Here is a 19,745-nt window from a genome sequence, read left to right as displayed (position 1 = left end):
GGCGTTCAGCACCTCGGTGGGGTGGGGGCTAAGCAGATGCGCCAGCACCACGTGGCGGGCCGCGTCGGGCAGCGCCAGGTCGGCGGTTTCGGCGAAGCGGCGGCCCAGGCCCTCCTTCAATTCGGCTAAGTAATTGAGGTAGGTGCGGCGCAAAAACAGCAACGCCAGCACCAGCAGCGCGCCCATCCAGAAGAACGGCAGGCCGCCATCGAGCAGGCCCGAGGAACGCAGCGCGAAGAACAGCATCCCCGTCAGGGCCATGCCCACCGGCTCATAAAAACCTTTGGCCAGCGTGTGGGCCGCCAGCCGCTGCGGCGGCGCCAGGGGTTGAAACAGCACCAGAAACACGGGGTCGAACACGGTGCGGCGCAGCACTTCGAGCAGCAGATACAGCCCGCAGTAAAAGGCTAGCTGCCCGCTTTGCGAGTAGCCGCTGGCGACCTTGTAGCCGCCAAATACGGCCAGCGCCACCAGCGCCACCACCGGCAGCAGCCGCAGCGACCACTGCACGCCGTAGCGCTCCAGCGCCTGCCGGCTCACCAGCAGCTTTACGAAGGTGCCCGCCAAATAAGTAGCCGCCAAAATCCAGCCCACCGACTGCATCACGTCTTCCGAAGCGTGAAACTTGTGCTTCACGTTCAGGAAAAACATGTATTCCACGGCCGTAATCACGCCTGCGATGGTTACGAGGCTCAGGCACATGGCCAGCACCAATTGGCTGCCGCCGAACAGTTGCTGCACCAATTTCTTGGGTGGCTGGGCCACGGTCCGCACCGGCCGCGCCGTGGCCTCCACCACGTGCGAGCTGAGGGTGGCGCGCAGCGTGAACAACGCCCCCAGGTAGGCCACGAACGACACACCCAGCAGCACCGGCAGCTGCGCGTCGCCGTGAATGAGCGCCGCCAGCACGGCGCCCAGGGCCTTGGCCGGCATGTCGCCCGAGCTGATGATGCTGAACAGGCGCTTGCTCTGCCGCACATCGAACACCACCGCCGACACGCCCCAGAATTCCAGATTGGTGAGCAGGTAGATAACACGGTAGCCCGCCATAATGGCCACGGCCGCCGCCACCGAATGCCCCAGCACCACCAGCACGCCCAGCACGCCCACCAGCGCCACGGTGGCCAGCAGCACGCGCACAGCCAGCTTTTTTAGCAGGTAGTGGTGCTCAAAATGGGTGTAGACCTTGCCCACGGCCATCATGGCCAGCGCACCCACGATGTAGCCCAGCGGCAGGCTGTGCTCGGGGTTGTGCTCGAGCAGCAGCACGTTGGCCGCCACGTACACCAGCACCGAGCCGATGCCGAGCAGGAAATTATGCAGCAAAAACAGCCCCACGGTGCGGGTTTCGCTGGCTTTGATGCCGAACAGGTTTTGCAGAGAAGCGGCCGAAATCATGCAGAAAGGGGGCCGGCCCAGGCGGCCCGGCCGTAGCCAAAGATACACGGCCCTGCACGTAGCGCGGACTTTTAGTCCGCGCGTGACGGCTCTGGTGTGGTATCCTTCAACTCGCGGACTAAAAGTCCGCGCTACACCGCGCTACGGCAGCACGCGCTCCACAGCCGGCTCGCGGGTGGCGGTGTTCAGCCCTTTGAACTCGATATACTTCACATTCGGCACCCAAAACGTGCCACCCTCGATGCGCAGAAACACGCGCTCCAACTGCAGCTGCCTGCCGTTGATGGTGGCGTACACGTGGAAAGCCCGGTCCACGGGCGAGCGCAGCAGGTAGAACCGCACCTTGCGGTAGGCCGCGAATTTCAGCTCGTACTTATCGGTGGCCAGCTTCTCGGCGCTCAGGCCGTAGGCAAACTTGCGCTGAATGAAGTTCAAATCCTGCCGCTGGCCCTGCTCGTCGTAGCGCAGCCAGAACACGTTCACGGGCTCATCTTCATTCAGGCGGCCGGCGCGGTCCACGTTCAGCTGGTAGATGACGGTATTGGTGTTGGGGTCGCGCTGCAGGTAAAACAGCTGGTTGGGCACACCGCTCGGCACCGGGAACGTGGTGGCCGGTTTAGCGGCCGGCAGCGGGGCGAAGAGAAGCGTGAAAAGCAGCAGAAAAGTCGTTGCCGACATTATTTGGGGCGCGTGAATGGGGCCGCAAAGGTACGGCCGCCAGTAGCGCAGACTTTTAGTCCGCGAGTGAGCGCAGCGAACAGGCGTGACCGCACCAGATGCCCGATGCTCGCTTCTCTCGCTCGCGGACTAAAAGTCCGCGCTACTTCATCCGCCGGAACTTCCGCTGCATCACCTGCTCCACCGGCACGTTCTCAATCTTGCTGTCGAGCCACGACACGATGTCGAGGTACAGGAACGGCCGGCCCTCGTAGGGCATGGCAGCGATGACGATAAGCTTGTCGCGCAGTCGAATAAACGCCTCGCGCACCTCGTGCGGCGCGATGTTGCCCACGTTGCGCAAAAACCGGAAAATCTCGACCTGCATGGGCTGCTGGTCGTCCATCTTGCCCAGGAAGTGGTACACCGAGCGAATCTGGTAGTCCAGGCTGGCGTCGTCGCCGGCCTCGTAGTGGGCAATCAGGTTCAGGATGCGGGCGAAGCATTGCAGGTCTTCGCGCAGGCTCAGCTCCTTGTGCTGAATAATGAGGTTCAGGTACTCGATGGCCTTGCCGAACTGGCCGCTGCCAAAGTACAGGCTGGCAATTTTGTAGTACAGCACCAGCGTGCGGTGCAGGTCGAGCTGGGGCTTGTAGCGCTCGAGCTGCTCCAGCAGGTCCGGAATGATTTCGAGGCCCGCCGTGAAGCGCCCCTCCAGAAAATACGCGTTGATGCGGTTGGTGAACAGGTACTGAAACAGCAGAATCTCGGTGTTGGGGCTGCTGCGGCGCGTCTGGTTGGCGGCAAACTCTTCGAGCGTGCTCAGTATCTGCTTGAATTTGCTGTAGTACAGCAGGTTGTAGAGTGAGGCTAGCAGATTGTGCAGGCCCTTGATGTAGAGCATGGTTTGCAGCTCCTTCATGGCCGGCGCGGCCTCAAACAGGTCCACCCATTTCTGCGCGTAGCGGTAGCCGGCCCGGAAATCTTGGTCGAGCGTGTGGTACCACACCTGCGCCTGGTAGAAATACAGCTTCTCGTAAAAGCCGCCCTCGCTGTGCGCGTGCGGCGGTAGCTGCTCGCGGAAATACGCCGTGATGCGCTCGTGGTCGGCGCGGTTGCGGGCGTGGCCGGCCTTCAGGTACAGGCCGTAGAGGCGCAGCGCAGCGTTGCTCAGGGCGTGCTGGTTGGCCAGGTGGGCCACGGTGTCGGTAGCTTCGGCCGTGAGGGTGTCGGCGCGGTCCTTTAGGCTGCGGGTGATGTACTGGCTTTCAATCAGTTTCTCAAAGTCGAGAGCCAGTAGCACGATGTGCGGCATTTCGGCCTGGCGGGCCTGTTGCTTCACCTTTTCCAGCATGCGCAGGGCCTGCTGGTAGAAGCCCTTGTTGTAGAGCACGCGGGCGTAGTCGAGCTGCTCGTGCAGCTGAATATCGGGGTTCTGGCCGGCGTGGTACACGCGCAGGCTGGCCAGCAGCTGGCGGTAGAGGTTGGCCTTGAGGTTGGCCAGCTGGGCGCGTTTGAGGCTGGGCACCTGCGCCAGTACGGCAGCATCGTCAGCCGTTTCGAGCGCGTCCAAGGCATCGAACAGTAGCAGGAATTTGAGGTCTTCGCCCGCGCCCGGCCGGCTGGTAAACAGCCGAAAATGGCGTTTTTCGGTGCGGGTTAATGATTTTATCAGCTGAAAAACGGGCTCCTGACTTCTGGTAGGCATTGTACTAGATGATAAATTAACCGACTGATAATAAATAGGTTGTTTTTGAAAAATCGACTTTTGGAAATAGTAGAATGGTGAAAAACGCGGTTTTGCGGCGTTCGGGCGGGGCGGTTCTTGCCAGCCAATTCATCACCTGCGCCCCGGCATTTCGGGCAATTACCGCATGGCCACCCAGCAAATCCAGATTTTTGATACCACCCTGCGCGACGGCGAGCAGGTGCCGGGCTGCAAGCTAAACCGCGACGAGAAACTCCTCATTGCCCGCCAGCTCGAACAGCTCGGTGTCGACGTGATTGAGGCCGGCTTTCCGGTGTCGAGCCCCGGCGACTTTGCCGCCGTGCAGGCCATTGCCGCCCAAACCCGCGAAGCCACCGTGTGCGGCCTCTCGCGGGCCGTCGAAAACGACATTCGCGTGGCCGCCGAGGCCCTGCGCCCGGCCCGCTACCCGCGCATCCACACCGGCATCGGCACTTCCGACATTCACGTGCTGCACAAGCTCTGCACCACGCGCGAGGACGTGCTGGCCCGCGCCATCGGCGCCGTGAAGCTGGCCAAAAGCTTCGTGGAAGACGTGGAGTTCTACGCCGAAGACGCTGGCCGCACCGACAACGTGTTTCTGGCCCGCGTGTGCGAGGCGGCGATAAAAGCCGGGGCTACCGTGCTCAACATCCCCGACACTACCGGCTACTGCCTGCCGCAGGAGTACGGCGCCAAAATCAAATTCCTGCACGAAAACGTGCGCGGCATTCATACCGTGCGGCTGTCCACGCATTGCCACAACGACCTGGGCCTGGCCACTGCCAACTCCATTGCCGGCGTGATGAACGGCGCCCGCCAGATTGAATGCACCATCAACGGCGTGGGCGAGCGCGCCGGCAACACCGCCCTCGAAGAAGTGGTGATGATACTGCGCCAGCATCCTTACCTCGACCTCAATACTAACATCAACACCCGTCTGCTGGCCGAAACCTCGGCCATGGTGTCGCACCTGATGACCATGCCCGTGCAGCCCAACAAGGCCATTGTGGGCGCCAACGCCTTTTCGCACAGCAGCGGCATCCACCAAGACGGCATCATCAAGCACCGCGAAACCTACGAAATCATCGACCCCAAAGAAGTCGGCGTGGCCGATTCGTCCATCGTGCTCACGGCCCGCTCGGGCCGCGCCGCCCTGGCCTACCGTCTCCAGAAACTGGGCTACGACTTCGAAAAGCCCGAGCTGAACAAGGCCTACGCCAGCTTCCTGCAGCTCGCCGACCGCCAGCGCGAAGTAGTGGATAACGACCTGCACCGCCTGGTAGAACAAGAGAAATTAGTGCCTGCTAACTGATTATGCTATAAGATTATGAACACCGTTGAATCGCCTTACACCAGCCTCTCGGCCACGCCCGCAACCCAACAACCCGAACAGCCGGCCTCGCTCCCGCAGCGCTGCGCCGACTGGATAAGCTACGCCGTCGCCCAGATTCGGCAAGCCGCGCCCACGGCTGCCGATTTCGCCCAGGCCGATGGTTGACTAATGTAGAGACGCAGGGGCGCGTCCCGCCGTTGGGACCACCCAGATACCACCCGTTTTCCCCCAAAACACCCGCACGACGAGACGCAACCAAGCGGCTCTACATCTCAATTCCTCAATGGCGAAGTCCTTATTCGATAAAATCTGGGAGGCCCACGTGGTGAAAACCGCGCCCGGCGGCCTGGACATCGTGTATATCGACCGGCACCTCATTCACGAGGTGACCAGCCCGCAGGCGTTCGACGAGCTCGACGCCCGCCACCTGCCGCTGTTCCGGCCGGCGCGCATCCTGGCCACGGCCGACCACAACGTGCCCACCCGCCAGCAGCACCTGCCCATTGCCGAGCCACTCAGCCGCTCGCAGGTCGATAAGCTGACCGAGAACTGCGCCCGCCACGGCGTGGAGCTCTACGGCCTGGGCCACCCGCGCCAGGGCATCGTGCACGTCATCGGGCCCGAGCTGGGCCTTACGCTGCCCGGCACCACCATCGTGTGCGGCGACAGCCATACCTCCACGCACGGCGCGTTTGGCGCGGTGGCCTTCGGCATCGGCACCAGCCAGGTAGCGCAGGTGATGGCCACGCAGTGTCTGCTGCTCAGCCGCCCCAAGCGCATGCGCATCTCGATAGATGGCGAGCTGCGGCCCGGCGTTACGGCCAAGGACCTGATTCTGTACGTCATTTCGCAGCTCGGCACCGGCGGCGCCACCGGCTACTTCGTGGAGTACGCCGGCAGCGCCGTGCGCGCCCTTAGCATGGAAGGCCGCATGACGGTGTGCAACATGAGCATCGAAATGGGGGCCCGCGGCGGCCTCATCGCGCCCGACGAAACGACGTTGGCCTACGTGCAGGGCCGCCCGTTCGCCCCCCAGGGCGCCGCCTGGGAGCAGGCCGTGGCCTATTGGCAAACGCTGTATTCCGACGCCGACGCCGCGTTCGACGCCGAGCACCGCTTCGACGCGACCGCCATTGCGCCGATGATAACCTACGGCACCAACCCCGGCATGGGCATCGCCCTCACCGGCCACATCCCCGCCGAAGTGCCGGCCGGCGAAGCGGAAAGCTTCGACAAGTCGCTGCAATACATGGGATTTCAGCGGGGCGAGTCGCTGCTGGGCAAGCAGATTGACTACGTGTTCATCGGCAGCTGCACCAACTCGCGCATCGAGGATTTGCGGGCGGTGGCGGCCTACGTGCAGGGCAAGCAGAAGGCCGGGCACGTGGAGGCCATCATCGTGCCCGGCTCGAAGCAGGTGGAGCAGCAGGCTATCGCCGAGGGGCTCGACAAGATTCTGGCCGAAGCCGGCTTTGAGCTGCGCGAGCCCGGCTGCAGCGCCTGCCTGGCCATGAACGAGGACAAAATCCCCGCCGGGGCCTACTGCGTGGCGACATCGAACCGCAACTTCGAGGGGCGGCAGGGGCCGGGGTCGCGCACGCTGCTGGCGAGTCCGCTGGTGGCGGCGATTACGGCCGTGCAGGGTAGGATTGTGGATATCACGCAGTATTTGAATTGATTGACAGTCATGCAGAGCGCAGCGAAGCATCTCGTGTGCTTAAACCAATATCCCTCTGAGCGAGATGCTTCGCTGCGCTCTGCATGACGTTCTAACTCCAAATGGAAAAATTCCAGACCCTGCATTCCGCCGCCGTACCGCTGCCGCTCGAAAACATCGACACGGACCAGATTATCCCGGCCCGTTTTCTGAAGGCGACCACGCGCGAAGGCTTCGGCGAAAACCTGTTCCGCGACTGGCGCTACGACGCCGACGGAACGCCCAAGCCCGACTTCGTTCTCAACGATGCGTGCTATGCTGGCCAGATTCTGCTGGCGGGCAAGAATTTCGGCTGCGGCTCGAGCCGCGAGCACGCCGCCTGGGCGCTGTATGACGCGGGGTTTCGGGTGGTGATTTCGAGCTACTTCGCCGATATTTTCCGAGGCAACGCGCTGAATACCGGCCTGCTGCCCCTGCAGGTGACGGATGCCGAATTGGCCCGCTTGTTCACCCTGGCGGAAAAGGACGGCGACACCCAATTCGTGGTGAACCTGCCCGAGCAAACGCTGCACGTGCCCGCCACCGGCGAGAGCTTTCACTTCGACATCGACGCTTACAAAAAGGAGTGCCTGATTAACGGCTACGACGACATCGACTACCTGGTGAGCCAGAAGCCCACCATCGAAACCTACGAATCAAACCGCCTCTGGACCTGGGAAACAAAATGGTAAGCAAGAAAATAGCCGTGTTGCCCGGCGATGGCATCGGGCCGGAAGTGTGCCGCCAGGCCGTGAAGGTGCTCGAAGCCGTGGCCGAGCGGTTCGACCACCACTTCGCCCTCAGCTCACATTTGATGGGGGCCTGCGCCATCGACGCCACCGGCAACCCGCTGCCCGACGCCACGCTCGAAGCCTGCCGCGCCGCCGATGCCGTGCTGCTCGGTGCCATCGGCGACCCGAAATACGACCACGACCCCAGTGCCAAAGTGCGCCCCGAGCAGGGCCTGCTGCGCCTGCGCAAGGAGTTGGGTTTGTTTGCCAACATTCGCCCCGTGGTGGCCTACGACGTGCTGCTGGCCCATTCACCCCTCAAAAAGGAGCGCATCCAAGGCACCGACATGGTCATCTTCCGCGAGCTGACCGGCGGTATCTACTTCGGCGAAAAGGGCCGCACCGCCGACGGCGAGGGCGCCTACGACCACTGCACCTACAGTCGCGCCGAAATCCGCCGCATTGCGCACCTGGCGTTTCAGGCCGCCGCCGGCCGCCGCCAGCACCTCACGCTGGTAGACAAGGCCAACGTGCTCGAAACCTCCCGCCTCTGGCGCGAGGAAGTACGCGAAATGGCGCACAAGTACCCCGAAGTGACGGTGGATTACCTCTTCGTAGATAACGCCGCGATGCAGGTCATCCTCAATCCCACGCAGTTCGACGTGATTCTGACCGAGAACATGTTCGGCGACATTATTTCGGACGAGGCCTCGGTCATTGCCGGCTCGATGGGCCTGCTGCCTTCGGCCTCCATCGGCGAGGCGGTGGCGCTGTTCGAGCCCATCCACGGCTCCTACCCGCAGGCCCGGGGCAAGGGCATTGCCAATCCCATTGCCGCCATCCTCTCGGCCGCGATGCTGCTGGAGCATCTTGAGCTGCCCGCCGAAGCCGCCTTGGTGCGCGAAGCCGTGGACGAGGCCCTGAATAACGGCATCCTGACCCGCGAGCTGAACCCGAACGCGCCTTATTCGACCGAAGAAGTGGGCAACTACATCGCCTTCTGGATTGCCGATTCCAACGAGAAGCAGTGGAACAAGAACAACGTGGAAATCGGGGTGAGCACGATTATTTGATGGCTAATGGCAGGAAAAAGAAACGTCATGCAGAGCACAGCGAAGCATCTCGCGTGCTGCCACTAATTCTTTTCTAATGGCTGGATTACTCCCCCACGCGAGATGCTTCGCTGCGCTCTGCATGACGTTCACCTTACCACAAACTCTCCCATGAAAAAACGCTGTCTATTCGTCTTTACCGTCATTATTCCTGGCCCGCGGGGCGCGTAGGAACAGCTTGTTGCAACCCAGCAAAAGCCTTTCTAAGCCCTGCGCTCAGAGAGGCTTTTTTATTGATTTTCCAGGTCTTAACCGTTTGTAGGAGCATGTATTTTAACCCCGATACCCTAGCCTTTGTCGACGGCGAGTTTATCAAAGCCGAAATCGCCCAGGTGGGCGCTTATGCGCAGTCGCTGCACTACGGCTACGCCGTTTTCGAAGGTATCCGGGCCTACGTCACGCCGGGCGGCACCCGCATTTTCAAGGCCGAGGAGCACTACGAGCGGCTGCACTATTCCTGCCGCAGCATCGGCCTGCCTTTCGCCTACTCGGTGGAGGAATTGACGGCCATCACCTACCAGCTGCTGGAAAAGAACGGCCTGTCCGACGCCTACATCCGCCCCCTAGTGTACGCCGGCGAGCCCAACATGACTCTGAAGCACGCCAGCAGCAGCAACCTGCTCATCGCCGTGTGGGACTGGGGCAAGTACCTCGGCGACCAAAGCCTGCGCCTGAGTATCTCGCCCTACCAGCGCCCCAACCCCAAGGCCGTGCCCATCGAGGCCAAAGTGTCGGGCCACTACGTCAACTCCATCATTGCCAGCTCCGAAGCCAAGGGCCGCGGTTTCGACGAAGCCCTGCTGCTCGACATGAACGGCTACGTGGCCGAAGGCCCCGGCGCGAACTTCTTCTTCGAGAAAGACGGCGAGCTGTTCACCGCGCCGCAGGGCAGCATTCTGCGCGGCATCACCCGCAACACCATCATCGATTTGGCCCGCGAGGCCGGCATCCGCGTGACGGAGAAGTTCTTCACGCCCGATGAGCTGCAAGGGGCCACCGGCGCTTTCTACACCGGCACCGCCGCCGAAGTGGTGGGCATTGCGGCCATTGATGAGCTGGAGTTCAGTGTGCCTTTTTCTGAGACGCTGGGCGCACAGCTGGCCGAACGCTACCGGGCGCTGGTGACGGGCGTGGCGGCGTCGCAGGAAGCCTGAACGATGTAGAGACGCAACATTTTGCGTCTCGTCGTTGAACGGCCAGTACTGCGCAGAGCCACCCAAACTAAACAACATCAGCAACGACGAGACGCGAAGTGTCGCGTCTCTACAATCTGGCCCTAAAGCATGATTCTCAACAAATACAGCCGCATCTACACCCAGGACGACAGCTTGCCGGCTTCGCAGGCCATGCTCATCGGCTCGGGGCTGTCGGATGCGGATTTGCGCAAGCCCTTCGTGGGCATCTGCTCCACGGGCTTCGAGGGTAATACCTGCAACATGCACCTCGATGCGCTGGCCGATGGCGTGAAGCTCGGCGTGCAGGCCCAGGGGCTGGTGGGGCTGCGCTTCAATACCATTGGCGTGAGCGACGGCATCACGAACGGCACGCCGGGAATGCGGTTTTCGCTGGTGTCGCGCGAGATTATTGCCGACTCGATTGAGGCCATGGCCGGCGCGCACAACTACGACGCGCTGGCCACCGTGGTGGGCTGCGACAAGAACATGCCCGGTGCGCTTATCGCCATGGCCCGCCTCAACCGGCCGAGCCTGATGGTGTACGGCGGCACCATAAAGGGCGGCACGTTTAAGGGGCAGCAACTCAACATCGTGTCGTGTTTTGAGGCCTACGGGAAGAAGCTGCAGGGCCAGATTTCGGACGAAAACTACAGCGGCATCATCCACAATGCCTGCCCGGGGCCGGGGGCCTGCGGGGGCATGTACACGGCCAACACCATGGCCGCCGCCATCGAGGCGCTGGGCATGAGCGTGCCGTTCTCATCCTCATTGCCCGCCGTGAGCGTTGAGAAAAACCAGGAGTGCCTCGACGCCGGGGCCTACCTGCGCCGCCTGCTGGAGCTCGACCTGAAACCCCGCGACATCTTGGTGCGCGAGGCGTTCGAGAACGCGCTGGTGGTCGTGACGGTGCTGGGCGGCTCCACCAATGCGGTGCTGCACCTCATTGCCATTGCCCACGCCGCCGGCGTGCCGCTGAGCATGGAGGATTTCCAGGCCGTGAGCAACCGCGTGCCGGTGCTGGCCGACCTCAAGCCCAGCGGCAAGTACCTGATGGAGGACCTTTCGGCCCTGGGCGGCGTGCCCGCCGTGATGCGCACCCTGCTCGACGCCGGCCTGCTCAACGGCGACCTGCTGACCGTAACCGGTCGCACCCTGGCCGAAAACCTCGCCGCCGTGCCGCCCCTGGGCGCCGGGCAGGACCTGCTGCGCCCGCTGGATAACCCCATCAAGCCCGACGGCCACATCCAGATTCTCTACGGCAACCTCGCCCTACGCGGCGCGGTGGCCAAAATCACGGGCAAGGAAGGCCTGCGCTTCGAAGGCCCGGCCAACGTGTTCGACTCGGAAGAGGAACTGAACGAGGGCATCACGGCCGGTAAAATCAAGGCCGGCGAGGTGGTCGTGATTCGCTACGTGGGGCCGAAGGGCGGGCCGGGCATGCCCGAAATGCTGAAGCCGACTTCTGCCATCATCGGGGCGGGGCTGGGCGATAAAGTGGCTCTAATTACGGATGGGCGCTTTTCGGGTGGCACCCACGGCTTCGTGGTGGGCCACGTCTGCCCCGAAGCCTATGACGGCGGCGCCATCGCCCTGGTCGAAAACGGCGACTGGATTGTGCTCGACGCCGCCGCCAACACTATTGATATCCAGATTGAGCCGGTAGTGCTGGAGCTGCGCCACAGCCAGTGGCGCCGCCCGCGCCCCAACGCCACCCAGGGCGTGCTGCTCAAATACATCCGCACCGTGAGCGACGCCAGCCGCGGCTGCATCACCGATTTATTGGAAGAAAGCCATGTTAACGAACCAGCCATTAACCCTACCTGAAGCCGCCGAAACGGACGTTGCAACTGTGGAAGCCGTGGCTGCTGCTGTCGCTGGCGATGCTGCTGATACTGCTGCCGAAATAGCCCTTGCCTACAACGCCATCGGCGCCACGGCCGTGCTCGACATTCTGCTGGCTGAGGGCGTGGATACCATTTTCGGCTACCCCGGCGGGGCCATCATCCCGATTTACGATGCGCTCTACGACTACGCCGACCGCCTGAACCATGTGTTGGTGCGGCACGAGCAGGGCGGTATCCACGCGGCGCAGGGCTATGCACGGGCTTCGGGGCGGGTGGGGATGGTGTTTGCGACGAGCGGGCCGGGCGCGACCAACCTAGTAACGGGTCTAGCCGATGCGCAGATTGACAGCACGCCGGTGGTATGCATAACGGGGCAGGTGTTCGCGCACCTGCTGGGCACCGATGCGTTTCAAGAAACCGATATTATCAACATCACCACGCCCGTTACGAAGTGGAATTATCAGGTGACCAAGGCCGAGGAAATCCCCGAGGCGCTGGCCAAGGCCTTCTACATTGCGCGCAGCGGCCGGCCCGGCCCGGTGCTGATTGATATCACCAAAAACGCGCAGCTGCAGCCGTTTCATTTTGCGCCCTACGCGCCGTGCACGCATATTCGCAGCTACCGGCCGGTGCCCATTGTGCGGCCCAAGTACCTGCGCGAGGCGGCGGCGCTCATCAACCAGGCTGCGCGGCCATTCGTGCTCTGGGGCCAGGGCGTGATTCTCGGAAAGGCTGAGCAGGAGTTTAAGGCGTTCATTGAAAAAAGCGGCATCCCGGCGGCCTGGACCATTCTTGGCGCGGGCGCGCTGCCCACCGAGCACCCGTTGAACGTGGGCATGCTGGGCATGCACGGCAACTACGGCCCCAACGTGCTCACCAACGAGTGCGACGTGCTCATCGCCATCGGCATGCGCTTCGACGACCGCGTGACCGGCCGCCTCGACAAATACGCCCGCCAGGCCCAGGTCATTCACCTCGACATCGACCCCACCGAAATCGGCAAGAACGTGGCCACCGCCGTGCCCGTGTGGGGCGACTGCAAGGAAACCCTGCCGCTGCTCACCGCCCTCATCGAGCCGAAATGCCACCCCGAATGGCACCAGCGCTTCCAGGATTACCTGGCCGAAGAAGTGGCCGCCGTGATACACGACGAGCTGCACCCCACCGGCGAGGAGTTGACCATGGGCGAAGTCCTGCAGCAGCTCAACGAGCTAACCCGGGGCGAGGCCATCATCGTGACCGACGTGGGCCAGCACCAGATGGTGGCCTGCCGCTACGCCCGCTTCAACCACTCGCGCAGCAACATCACCAGCGGCGGGCTGGGCACCATGGGCTTCGCGCTACCGGCCGCCATCGGGGCCAAGTTTGGTGCGCCCGAGCGGCCGGTGGTGGCCATCATCGGCGACGGCGGTGTGCAGATGACCATTCAGGAGCTGGGCACCATCATGCAAACCGGCGTCGACGTCAAAATCATCATTCTTAACAACCGCTTCCTGGGCATGGTGCGGCAGTGGCAGGAGCTTTTCCACACCCGCCGCTACTCGTTTGTGGATATCCAGAGCCCCGACTACGTGGCCGTGGCCGCCGGCTACCGCATTCCCGGCCGGCTGGTGGAAAACCGCGCCGACCTGCAGCCCGCCCTGCGGCAGATGCTGGAGCAACCCAGGTCTTTCCTGCTGGAGGTGATGGTGGCGAAGGAAAACAACATCTTTCCGATGGTGCCGCAAGGGTGCAGCGTGGCCGAAATCCGCTTGAGATAAGATTGTAGAGACGCGACACTTCGCGTCTCGGCGTTGAACGGCCCGCCCCGCGCAGTTCTAACAACATCAGCATACGGGGAGACGCGAAGTGTCGCGTCTCTACACATCGCCCAAAATCATGTTCCACCAACCCGACCGCCAGGAATACAACATCACGGCCTACACCGAAAACCAGGTGGGACTGCTCAACCGCATTGCCATCATTTTCTCGCGCCGCAAAATCAACATCGAGAGCCTGAACGTGTCGCCCTCCGAAATTGAAGGCATCCACCGCTTCAACATCGTCATCACCGAAACCGAGGACGTGGTGAGCAAGCTGGCCGGGCAGATTGAGAAACAGGTGGAGGTGCTGAAAGTGTACCACAATCCCAACTCCGACGTGATTTGGCAGGAGATGGCCCTCTACAAAGTGCCCACCGATGTGATTGCCGAGCGCGCCTCCGTCGAGCGGCTGCTGCGCGAGAACGGGGCCCGCGCCGTGGTTATCCGCAAGGATTACACGGTGTTCGAAACCACCGGCCACCGCGAGGAAACCGACGCCCTCATCAAGGTGCTGCAGCCTTACGGACTGATTGAGTTCGTGCGCAGCGCCCGCATTGCCATCATCAAGGCCAGCGACGGCTTCAACCACAAGCTGCGCGAGTTTGAGCGCCGCGAGCCGGGCGAGGACGTGGCCGAAAACGAGTTTCTGAACAGCCGCGACGCGGTATTCACGATGTAGCGTGGACTTTCAGTCCGCGAGTAGAACGCTAATTTTTAACCCCGGCGCGGACTAAAAGTCCACGCTACAAACCCCCAACCCTTATGGCCCAAATCAACTTTGGCGGCGTGCACGAAACCGTCATCACCCGCGACGAATTTCCGCTCGAAAAGGCCCTCGAATTCCTCAAAGACGACACCATTTCCGTCATCGGCTACGGCGTGCAGGGGCCGGGCCAGGCCCTGAACATGCGCGACAACGGCTTAACGTCATCGTGGGCCAGCGCTCGGGCACGCCCTCCTGGGACCGCGCCATCCGCGACGGCTGGGTGGAGGGCGAAACGCTGTTTTCGCTGGAAGAAGCTGCCGAGCGTGGCACCATCATCTGCAACCTGCTGAGCGACGCCGGCCAGATTGCCCTGTGGCCCATGCTTAAAAGCAAGCTCACGCCCGGCAAAACGCTGTACTTCTCGCACGGCTTCGGCATCACGTTCAACGACCAAACCGGCATCGTGCCGCCCGCCGACGTGGATGTGATTCTCGTGGCGCCCAAGGGCAGCGGCACCAGCCTGCGCCGCCTGTTTGTGGCCGGCGGCGGGCTGAACTCGTCCTTCGCCGTATTCCAGGATGCCTCGGGGCAGGCCTGGGAAAAGGCCATTGCCATGGGCATCGGCGTGGGTTCGGGCTATTTGTTTGAAACCGACTTCAAGAAGGAAGTGTACTCCGACCTCACCGGCGAGCGCGGCGTGCTGATGGGCGCCCTGGCCGGCATCATCGAAGCGCAGTACCAAGTATTGCGCCAGCGCGGCCATTCGCCCTCCGAGGCATTCAACGAAACCGTGGAAGAGCTCACCCAGAGCCTGGTGCCGCTGGTAGGCGAAAACGGTATGGACTGGATGTTTGCCAATTGCTCGGTAACGGCCCAGCGCGGCGCCCTGGATTGGAAAGGCAAGTTCCGCGAAGCTACCCTGCCCGTCCTCAACGAGTTGTACGACAGCGTAGCCAGCGGCGAGGAAGCCCGCCGCACCATCGAGCGCGGCAGCACCCCCAACTACCGGAAAGAGCTGGAAGCCGAGCTGCAGGAAGTGCGCGAGTCGGAGCTGTGGGCCACCGGCGCCACCGTGCGCCAGCTGCGCTCGAAGGCGACGGAAAAGGTAGAAGCGTAGGCGGCGCGGCCGGGGCACCTTACCCCCTGACCCTCTCTCCTTGGGGAGAGGGGGCACCGGATATGCACCGGACGAAATTCGTCAGGCTCCCCCTCTCCCCAAGGAGAGGGGGCCGGGGGGGAGGTGCCCCGGCCGCGCCATTTTTTCCAAAACAGCCATGCTCAATGCCACAACCGCCCCGCCCGCCGTGCTGCTCAAAAACGTGGAGCGGGCGGCGCGCAACCTCGAGCCCGTCATCTATAAAACGCCGCTGCTGCAGAATCACGGCCTCTCGCGCCTCTACGGTGCCACCGTGCTGCTCAAGCGGGAGGACCTGCAGGTGGTGCGCTCCTACAAGATTCGCGGGGCCTACCACAAGATGAGCACGCTGCCGCCCATTGCCGGCGAGCGCGAGATTGTGTGCGCCAGCGCCGGCAACCACGCCCAGGGCGTGGCCTATGCCTGCCAGCTGCTGGGCCTGAAAGGCTACATCTTCATGCCCGCCCAAACGCCCGCCCAGAAGGTGGACAAGGTGCGGCTGTTCGGGAAGGAGTTTGTGGAAGTGGTGCTGACCGGCGCCAGTTTCGACGATTCGTTCCGCGCGGCCAAGGACTTTAGCGACGAGCGGGGCAGCACCTTTATCCACCCCTTCGATGATATGGCCATTGTGGAAGGGCAGGCCACCGTGGGGCTGGAGATTCTGAAGGCGGCCACCGTGGCTATCGACTACTGCTTCCTGCCCATTGGCGGGGGCGGGCTGGCTTCGGGCGTGGGCAGTGTGTTCCGGCTGCTGAGCCCGGCCACGAAGCTCATTGGCGTACAGCCGCTGGGGGCGCCATCCATGCACAACGCCATCAGCAACCAGCGGCACGCGGTGCTGGCCAGCATCGACAGCTTCGTGGACGGCGCAGCCGTGAAGTGCCCCGGCCGGCTCACCTTTGAGCTGTGCCGTGGGCTGCTCGACGAGGTGGTGCTGGTGCCCGAGGGGCAGGTCTGCCTCGACTTGCTGAAGATGTACAACGAGGAAGGCATGGTGCTGGAGCCAGCCGGCACGCTCACCATCTCGGCCCTGCACCAGTTTGCCGACCGCATTGCGGGCAAAACCGTGGTGTGCGTGGTCAGCGGCTCCAACAACGACATCACCCGCATGGAGGACATCAAGGAGCGGGCCGCCAAGTACCAAGGGCTGAAGCACTACTTCATGGTCACGTTCAGCCAGGCGCCCGGGGCGCTGCGCCGCTTCGTAAATAACGTGCTGGCCGAGGGCGACGACATTATTCACTTCCAGTACATCAAGAAAAATAACAAGGAGAAAGGGCCCGTTTTCGTCGGCATCGAAGTGCGGCAGCCGGCTGATGTGGATGCTATTAAGGCCCGCATGGGGGAGGAGGGCTTCTCGTTCGAGTACCTCAACGGCCGGCCCGATTTTCTGGCGCTGCTGGTGTAGCAGGACGGGCCTACCGGAATCGTTTACGGAAAGAAATCGCAGATTTTCCTTTCAGAACCGGGTTTTTTACCGGAACATTACTTTCCCATAGCTTCGCCAGGCCCTGTCCGGGGCAGCGTGCGTGGCTAACGAACTCCCAACGCTCTTCTCTGCATGAACCAGCTCGCCACGATTGATTACATCGTATTCTTCACTTACTTCCTCATTGTCGCCGGATACGGCATCTGGATTTACCGGCGCAAAACCGGGCACGACGGCACCCTCGAAGGCGACTCGAAAGACTATTTCCTGGCCGAAGGCTCGCTCACGTGGTGGGCCATTGGCTCGTCGCTGATTGCCTCCAACATCTCGGCCGAGCAGTTTGTGGGCATGTCGGGCTCGGGCTTCAAGATGGGCCTGGCCATTGCCACCTACGAGTGGATGGCCGCCATCACGCTCATCGTGGTGGCCACGTTCTTTATCCCGGTCTACCTCAAGAACCGCATTTTCACGATGCCGCAGTTCCTGAGCCAGCGCTACAACTCCACAGTGGCCATGATTATGGCCCTGTTCTGGCTGGCCCTCTACGTGGTAGTGAACCTGACTTCGATTCTCTACCTCGGCGCCATTGCCATCAGCAGCATTGCAGGGCTCAACCTTACGTTTTGCATGTACATGCTGGCGGGTTTCGCGGTGCTCATCACGCTGGGCGGCATGAAGGTAATCGGCTTCACCGACGTGATTCAGGTGTTCTTCCTGATTCTGGGCGGCCTGGCCACCACCTATCTGGCCCTGAACCTGGTGGCCGAGCACAACGGCACGAGCGGCGTCGTCAACGGCTTCAACCTGCTCACCTCGCAGGCCGGCGACCACTTCCACATGATTTTCAAGCGCGACAACCCCAACTACATCGACCTGCCGGGCCTCACCGTGCTGCTCGGCGGCATGTGGATTGTGAACCTGAACTACTGGGGCTGCAACCAGTACATCACCCAGCGCGCACTGGGCGCCGACCTGCCCACGGCCCGCTCGGGTATTTTGTTCGCGGCTTTCCTCAAGCTACTGATGCCCGTGATTGTGGTGCTGCCCGGCATTGCCGCCTACGTGCTCTACAAGCAGGATGTATTCGGCGCCGCCGAGTTCGGCTCGGGGGCTGATTTGAACCCTGACCGCGCCTACCCGGTGCTGCTCAACATCCTGCCGGTGGGCCTGAAAGGCTTGTCGTTTGCCGCCCTTACGGCCGCCGTGGTGGCCTCGCTGGCCGGCAAAGCCAACTCCATTGCCACCATCTTCACGCTCGACGTTTACAAGAAGGTCATTAACCCCAACGCCTCGGAAAAGACGCTGGTGAGCACCGGCAAAATCGCCGTAGTGGTGGCCATGATTCTGGGCGTACTCATCGCGCCGCACCTGGGCATCGACAAAAAGGGTGGTTTCCAGTACATTCAGGAATACACCGGCTTCGTGTCGCCGGGCATTTTCGCTATGTTCATCCTAGGCTTCTTCTGGAAGCGCACCACCTCCACGGCGGCCCTGTTCGCCACCATCGGCGGCTTCCTGCTGTCGGTGATGTTCAAGTTCCTGCCCAACTACGCCGACCTGTCGGGCCTGGCCCCGTTTGGCTTCGCGGTGAAAAACGCCGAGGGCATCTACGAAATCCCCTTCCTCGACCGCATGGGCTTCGTGTTCGTCATCTGCATCGTGGCCATGCTCATCATCAGCATCCTCGAAACCAGCCGCGGCGTGAAAACCAACGGCCTCGAAGTCGACCGCAGCATGTTTAAGCCGCAGCCCAGCTTCCTAGCTGGCGTGGCCGCTATTCTGGTCATTATCACCACGCTGTACACCGTTTACTGGTAGCGCTTACTTGCTGGTAGAGACGCCTGATTGCGTCTCGTCGTTGAACGATTCTGCCGCAGGATGTTCAACGACGAGACGCAATCAGGCGTCTCTACCAGTTCAATCTCAACTTACTGCTGATGAAACTACTCCGCTACGGCCCGGCTGGCCACGAAAAGCCCGGTGTTCTGCTCGATGGGCAGCGGCACGACGTAGCCGCCTTCGGCGAGGATTACGACGAACGGTTTTTCGCCACCGATGGCCCGGCCCGGCTGGCCGCTTTCGTGCGGGCGCAGGCCGGCCAATTGCCCGTAGTGGCCGATGCGGAGCGCCTGGGGCCACCCGTGGCGCGCCCATCCAAAATGGTGTGCGTGGGCCTGAACTACACCGACCACGCCGCCGAAATGGGCCTTGGCTACCCCGCCGAACCGGTTTTCTTCCTGAAAGCCACGTCGGCCCTGGCTGGGCCGAATGACGACATCATCATTCCGCGCAACTCCGAGAAAACCGACTGGGAAGTGGAATTGGCCGTAGTCATCGGCCGCCGCGCCTCGTACGTGACGGAGGCCGACGCCCTGGATTACGTGGCCGGCTACGTGCTGCACCACGACGTGTCGGAGCGCGCCTTCCAGTTGGAGCGCGGCGGCACCTGGGACAAGGGCAAGGGCTGCGACACCTTCGCCCCGCTGGGCCCCTGGCTCGTGACGCCCGACGAGGTGGCCGACCCCGCCAACCTACGCCTCTGGCTCACCGTGAACGGCCAGCCCCGGCAGGACGGCAACACCGCCAACCTCATTTTCAAGCTGCCTTTCCTGATTGCCTACGTCAGCCAATTCATGACCCTGCTGCCCGGCGACGTGCTCTCGACCGGCACGCCCGCCGGCGTGGGCTCGGGCCAGAAGCCGCCGCAATACCTGCGCCCCGGCGACGTGGTAGAGCTGGGCATTAATGGCCTGGGCAGCGCCCGGCAGGTGCTGCGGGCGTATTCCCCGGCTTAATTCCTATTTGAGCCACAATGCGCCGCACCGTAACCTGGCTGGGAGCCGATGCCTGGATAGCTGCTCGCAGGGTGGCCGGGAAGAAGTGCGTAGTGGGGCTGCGGCGCATGGTGCAGTGGTTGCTGGGGGCTCTGCTGGTGCTGTCGTTGCGCCCGGCGGCCGGCCAGACGCCCGCCGCTAAACCGGTGCGTGCAAGCCGCCCG

At 62.6% G+C, this 19,745-nt stretch carries 15 protein-coding genes and 2 pseudogenes; 14 read left to right on the top strand and 3 right to left on the bottom strand.

Annotated elements, in window-relative coordinates:
- From ACYVDE_RS02525 to ACYVDE_RS02515, 3 genes and pseudogenes are all read right to left on the bottom strand, one after another.
- Positions 1 to 1,398: pseudogene (locus ACYVDE_RS02525) on the bottom strand (cyclic nucleotide-binding domain-containing protein); the annotation flags it as partial.
- 141 nt (positions 1,399 to 1,539) lie between these two features.
- A complete protein-coding gene (locus tag ACYVDE_RS02520) occupies positions 1,540 to 2,076 on the bottom strand; it encodes a DUF4833 domain-containing protein (protein WP_460499906.1) in 537 nt (178 codons plus the stop codon).
- 142 nt (positions 2,077 to 2,218) lie between these two features.
- Positions 2,219 to 3,763 (bottom strand): hypothetical protein, encoded by a 1,545-nt coding sequence (locus tag ACYVDE_RS02515; protein ID WP_460499905.1) that lies wholly within the window; start codon positions 3,761 to 3,763, stop codon positions 2,219 to 2,221.
- Positions 3,764 to 3,929: 166 nt separating this feature from the next.
- Here ACYVDE_RS02515 and ACYVDE_RS02510 point away from each other — a divergent pair, with 166 nt between their 5' ends.
- From ACYVDE_RS02510 to ACYVDE_RS02445, 14 genes and pseudogenes are all read left to right on the top strand, one after another.
- A complete protein-coding gene (locus tag ACYVDE_RS02510; protein WP_460499904.1) occupies positions 3,930 to 5,096 on the top strand; it encodes a 2-isopropylmalate synthase in 1,167 nt (388 codons plus the stop codon).
- 15 nt (positions 5,097 to 5,111) lie between these two features.
- Positions 5,112 to 5,282 (top strand): hypothetical protein, encoded by a 171-nt coding sequence (locus tag ACYVDE_RS02505; protein ID WP_460499903.1) that lies wholly within the window; start codon positions 5,112 to 5,114, stop codon positions 5,280 to 5,282.
- Positions 5,283 to 5,400: 118 nt separating this feature from the next.
- A complete protein-coding gene (leuC, locus tag ACYVDE_RS02500) occupies positions 5,401 to 6,795 on the top strand; it encodes a 3-isopropylmalate dehydratase large subunit (RefSeq protein WP_460499902.1) in 1,395 nt (464 codons plus the stop codon).
- 101 nt (positions 6,796 to 6,896) lie between these two features.
- Positions 6,897 to 7,505, top strand: coding sequence for a 3-isopropylmalate dehydratase small subunit (gene leuD, locus ACYVDE_RS02495; protein WP_460499901.1), 609 nt, complete (start codon positions 6,897 to 6,899; stop codon positions 7,503 to 7,505).
- A complete protein-coding gene (gene leuB, locus ACYVDE_RS02490) occupies positions 7,499 to 8,617 on the top strand; it encodes a 3-isopropylmalate dehydrogenase (protein ID WP_460499900.1) in 1,119 nt (372 codons plus the stop codon). Before leuD ends, leuB begins: the two co-directional genes overlap by 7 nt.
- 305 nt (positions 8,618 to 8,922) lie before the next feature.
- Positions 8,923 to 9,810, top strand: coding sequence for an aminotransferase class IV (locus ACYVDE_RS02485; RefSeq protein ID WP_460499899.1), 888 nt, complete (start codon positions 8,923 to 8,925; stop codon positions 9,808 to 9,810).
- Positions 9,811 to 9,939: 129 nt separating this feature from the next.
- Positions 9,940 to 11,655, top strand: coding sequence for a dihydroxy-acid dehydratase (gene ilvD / locus ACYVDE_RS02480; protein WP_460499898.1), 1,716 nt, complete (start codon positions 9,940 to 9,942; stop codon positions 11,653 to 11,655).
- Between the two features lie 25 nt (positions 11,656 to 11,680).
- The gene (gene ilvB / locus ACYVDE_RS02475) at positions 11,681 to 13,435 is read left to right on the top strand and encodes a thiamine pyrophosphate-binding protein (RefSeq protein WP_460499907.1); all 1,755 of its coding nucleotides are present in this window, start codon (positions 11,681 to 11,683) and stop codon (positions 13,433 to 13,435) included.
- Between the two features lie 118 nt (positions 13,436 to 13,553).
- Positions 13,554 to 14,156: an acetolactate synthase small subunit gene (ilvN, locus tag ACYVDE_RS02470; protein WP_460499897.1), complete on the top strand. Its 603-nt coding sequence runs from the start codon at positions 13,554 to 13,556 to the stop codon at positions 14,154 to 14,156.
- A gap of 83 nt (positions 14,157 to 14,239) precedes the next feature.
- A pseudogene (gene ilvC / locus ACYVDE_RS02465) lies at positions 14,240 to 15,300 on the top strand (ketol-acid reductoisomerase).
- A 157-nt stretch (positions 15,301 to 15,457) separates the two neighbouring features.
- Positions 15,458 to 16,726, top strand: coding sequence for a threonine ammonia-lyase (ilvA, locus tag ACYVDE_RS02460; protein ID WP_460499896.1), 1,269 nt, complete (start codon positions 15,458 to 15,460; stop codon positions 16,724 to 16,726).
- 153 nt (positions 16,727 to 16,879) lie between these two features.
- On the top strand, positions 16,880 to 18,565 hold the full coding sequence (locus ACYVDE_RS02455; RefSeq protein ID WP_460499895.1) for a sodium/sugar symporter: 1,686 nt from the start codon (positions 16,880 to 16,882) through the stop codon (positions 18,563 to 18,565).
- A gap of 119 nt (positions 18,566 to 18,684) precedes the next feature.
- The gene (locus ACYVDE_RS02450) at positions 18,685 to 19,542 is read left to right on the top strand and encodes a fumarylacetoacetate hydrolase family protein (RefSeq protein ID WP_460499894.1); all 858 of its coding nucleotides are present in this window, start codon (positions 18,685 to 18,687) and stop codon (positions 19,540 to 19,542) included.
- A 17-nt stretch (positions 19,543 to 19,559) separates the two neighbouring features.
- Positions 19,560 to 19,745, top strand: a 186-nt coding sequence (locus ACYVDE_RS02445) for a hypothetical protein (protein ID WP_460499893.1), incomplete at its 3' end; no start/stop codon positions are given.

This window comes from Hymenobacter agri (assembly GCF_054778495.1).
The sequence above is the reverse complement of the archived record's forward strand: the minus strand, read 5'-3'. Positions and strand labels throughout refer to the sequence as shown.

Coding starts and splice junctions, on each gene's coding strand:
- ACYVDE_RS02520 (WP_460499906.1), bottom strand. CDS start 2,076: ATGTCGGCAACGACTTTTCTGCTGCTTTTCACGCTTCTCTTCGCCCCG.
- ACYVDE_RS02515 (WP_460499905.1), bottom strand. CDS start 3,763: ATGCCTACCAGAAGTCAGGAGCCCGTTTTTCAGCTGATAAAATCATTA.
- ACYVDE_RS02510 (WP_460499904.1), top strand. CDS start 3,930: ATGGCCACCCAGCAAATCCAGATTTTTGATACCACCCTGCGCGACGGC.
- ACYVDE_RS02505 (WP_460499903.1), top strand. CDS start 5,112: ATGAACACCGTTGAATCGCCTTACACCAGCCTCTCGGCCACGCCCGCA.
- leuC (WP_460499902.1), top strand. CDS start 5,401: ATGGCGAAGTCCTTATTCGATAAAATCTGGGAGGCCCACGTGGTGAAA.
- leuD (WP_460499901.1), top strand. CDS start 6,897: ATGGAAAAATTCCAGACCCTGCATTCCGCCGCCGTACCGCTGCCGCTC.
- leuB (WP_460499900.1), top strand. CDS start 7,499: ATGGTAAGCAAGAAAATAGCCGTGTTGCCCGGCGATGGCATCGGGCCG.
- ACYVDE_RS02485 (WP_460499899.1), top strand. CDS start 8,923: ATGTATTTTAACCCCGATACCCTAGCCTTTGTCGACGGCGAGTTTATC.
- ilvD (WP_460499898.1), top strand. CDS start 9,940: ATGATTCTCAACAAATACAGCCGCATCTACACCCAGGACGACAGCTTG.
- ilvN (WP_460499897.1), top strand. CDS start 13,554: ATGTTCCACCAACCCGACCGCCAGGAATACAACATCACGGCCTACACC.
- ilvA (WP_460499896.1), top strand. CDS start 15,458: ATGCTCAATGCCACAACCGCCCCGCCCGCCGTGCTGCTCAAAAACGTG.
- ACYVDE_RS02455 (WP_460499895.1), top strand. CDS start 16,880: ATGAACCAGCTCGCCACGATTGATTACATCGTATTCTTCACTTACTTC.
- ACYVDE_RS02450 (WP_460499894.1), top strand. CDS start 18,685: ATGAAACTACTCCGCTACGGCCCGGCTGGCCACGAAAAGCCCGGTGTT.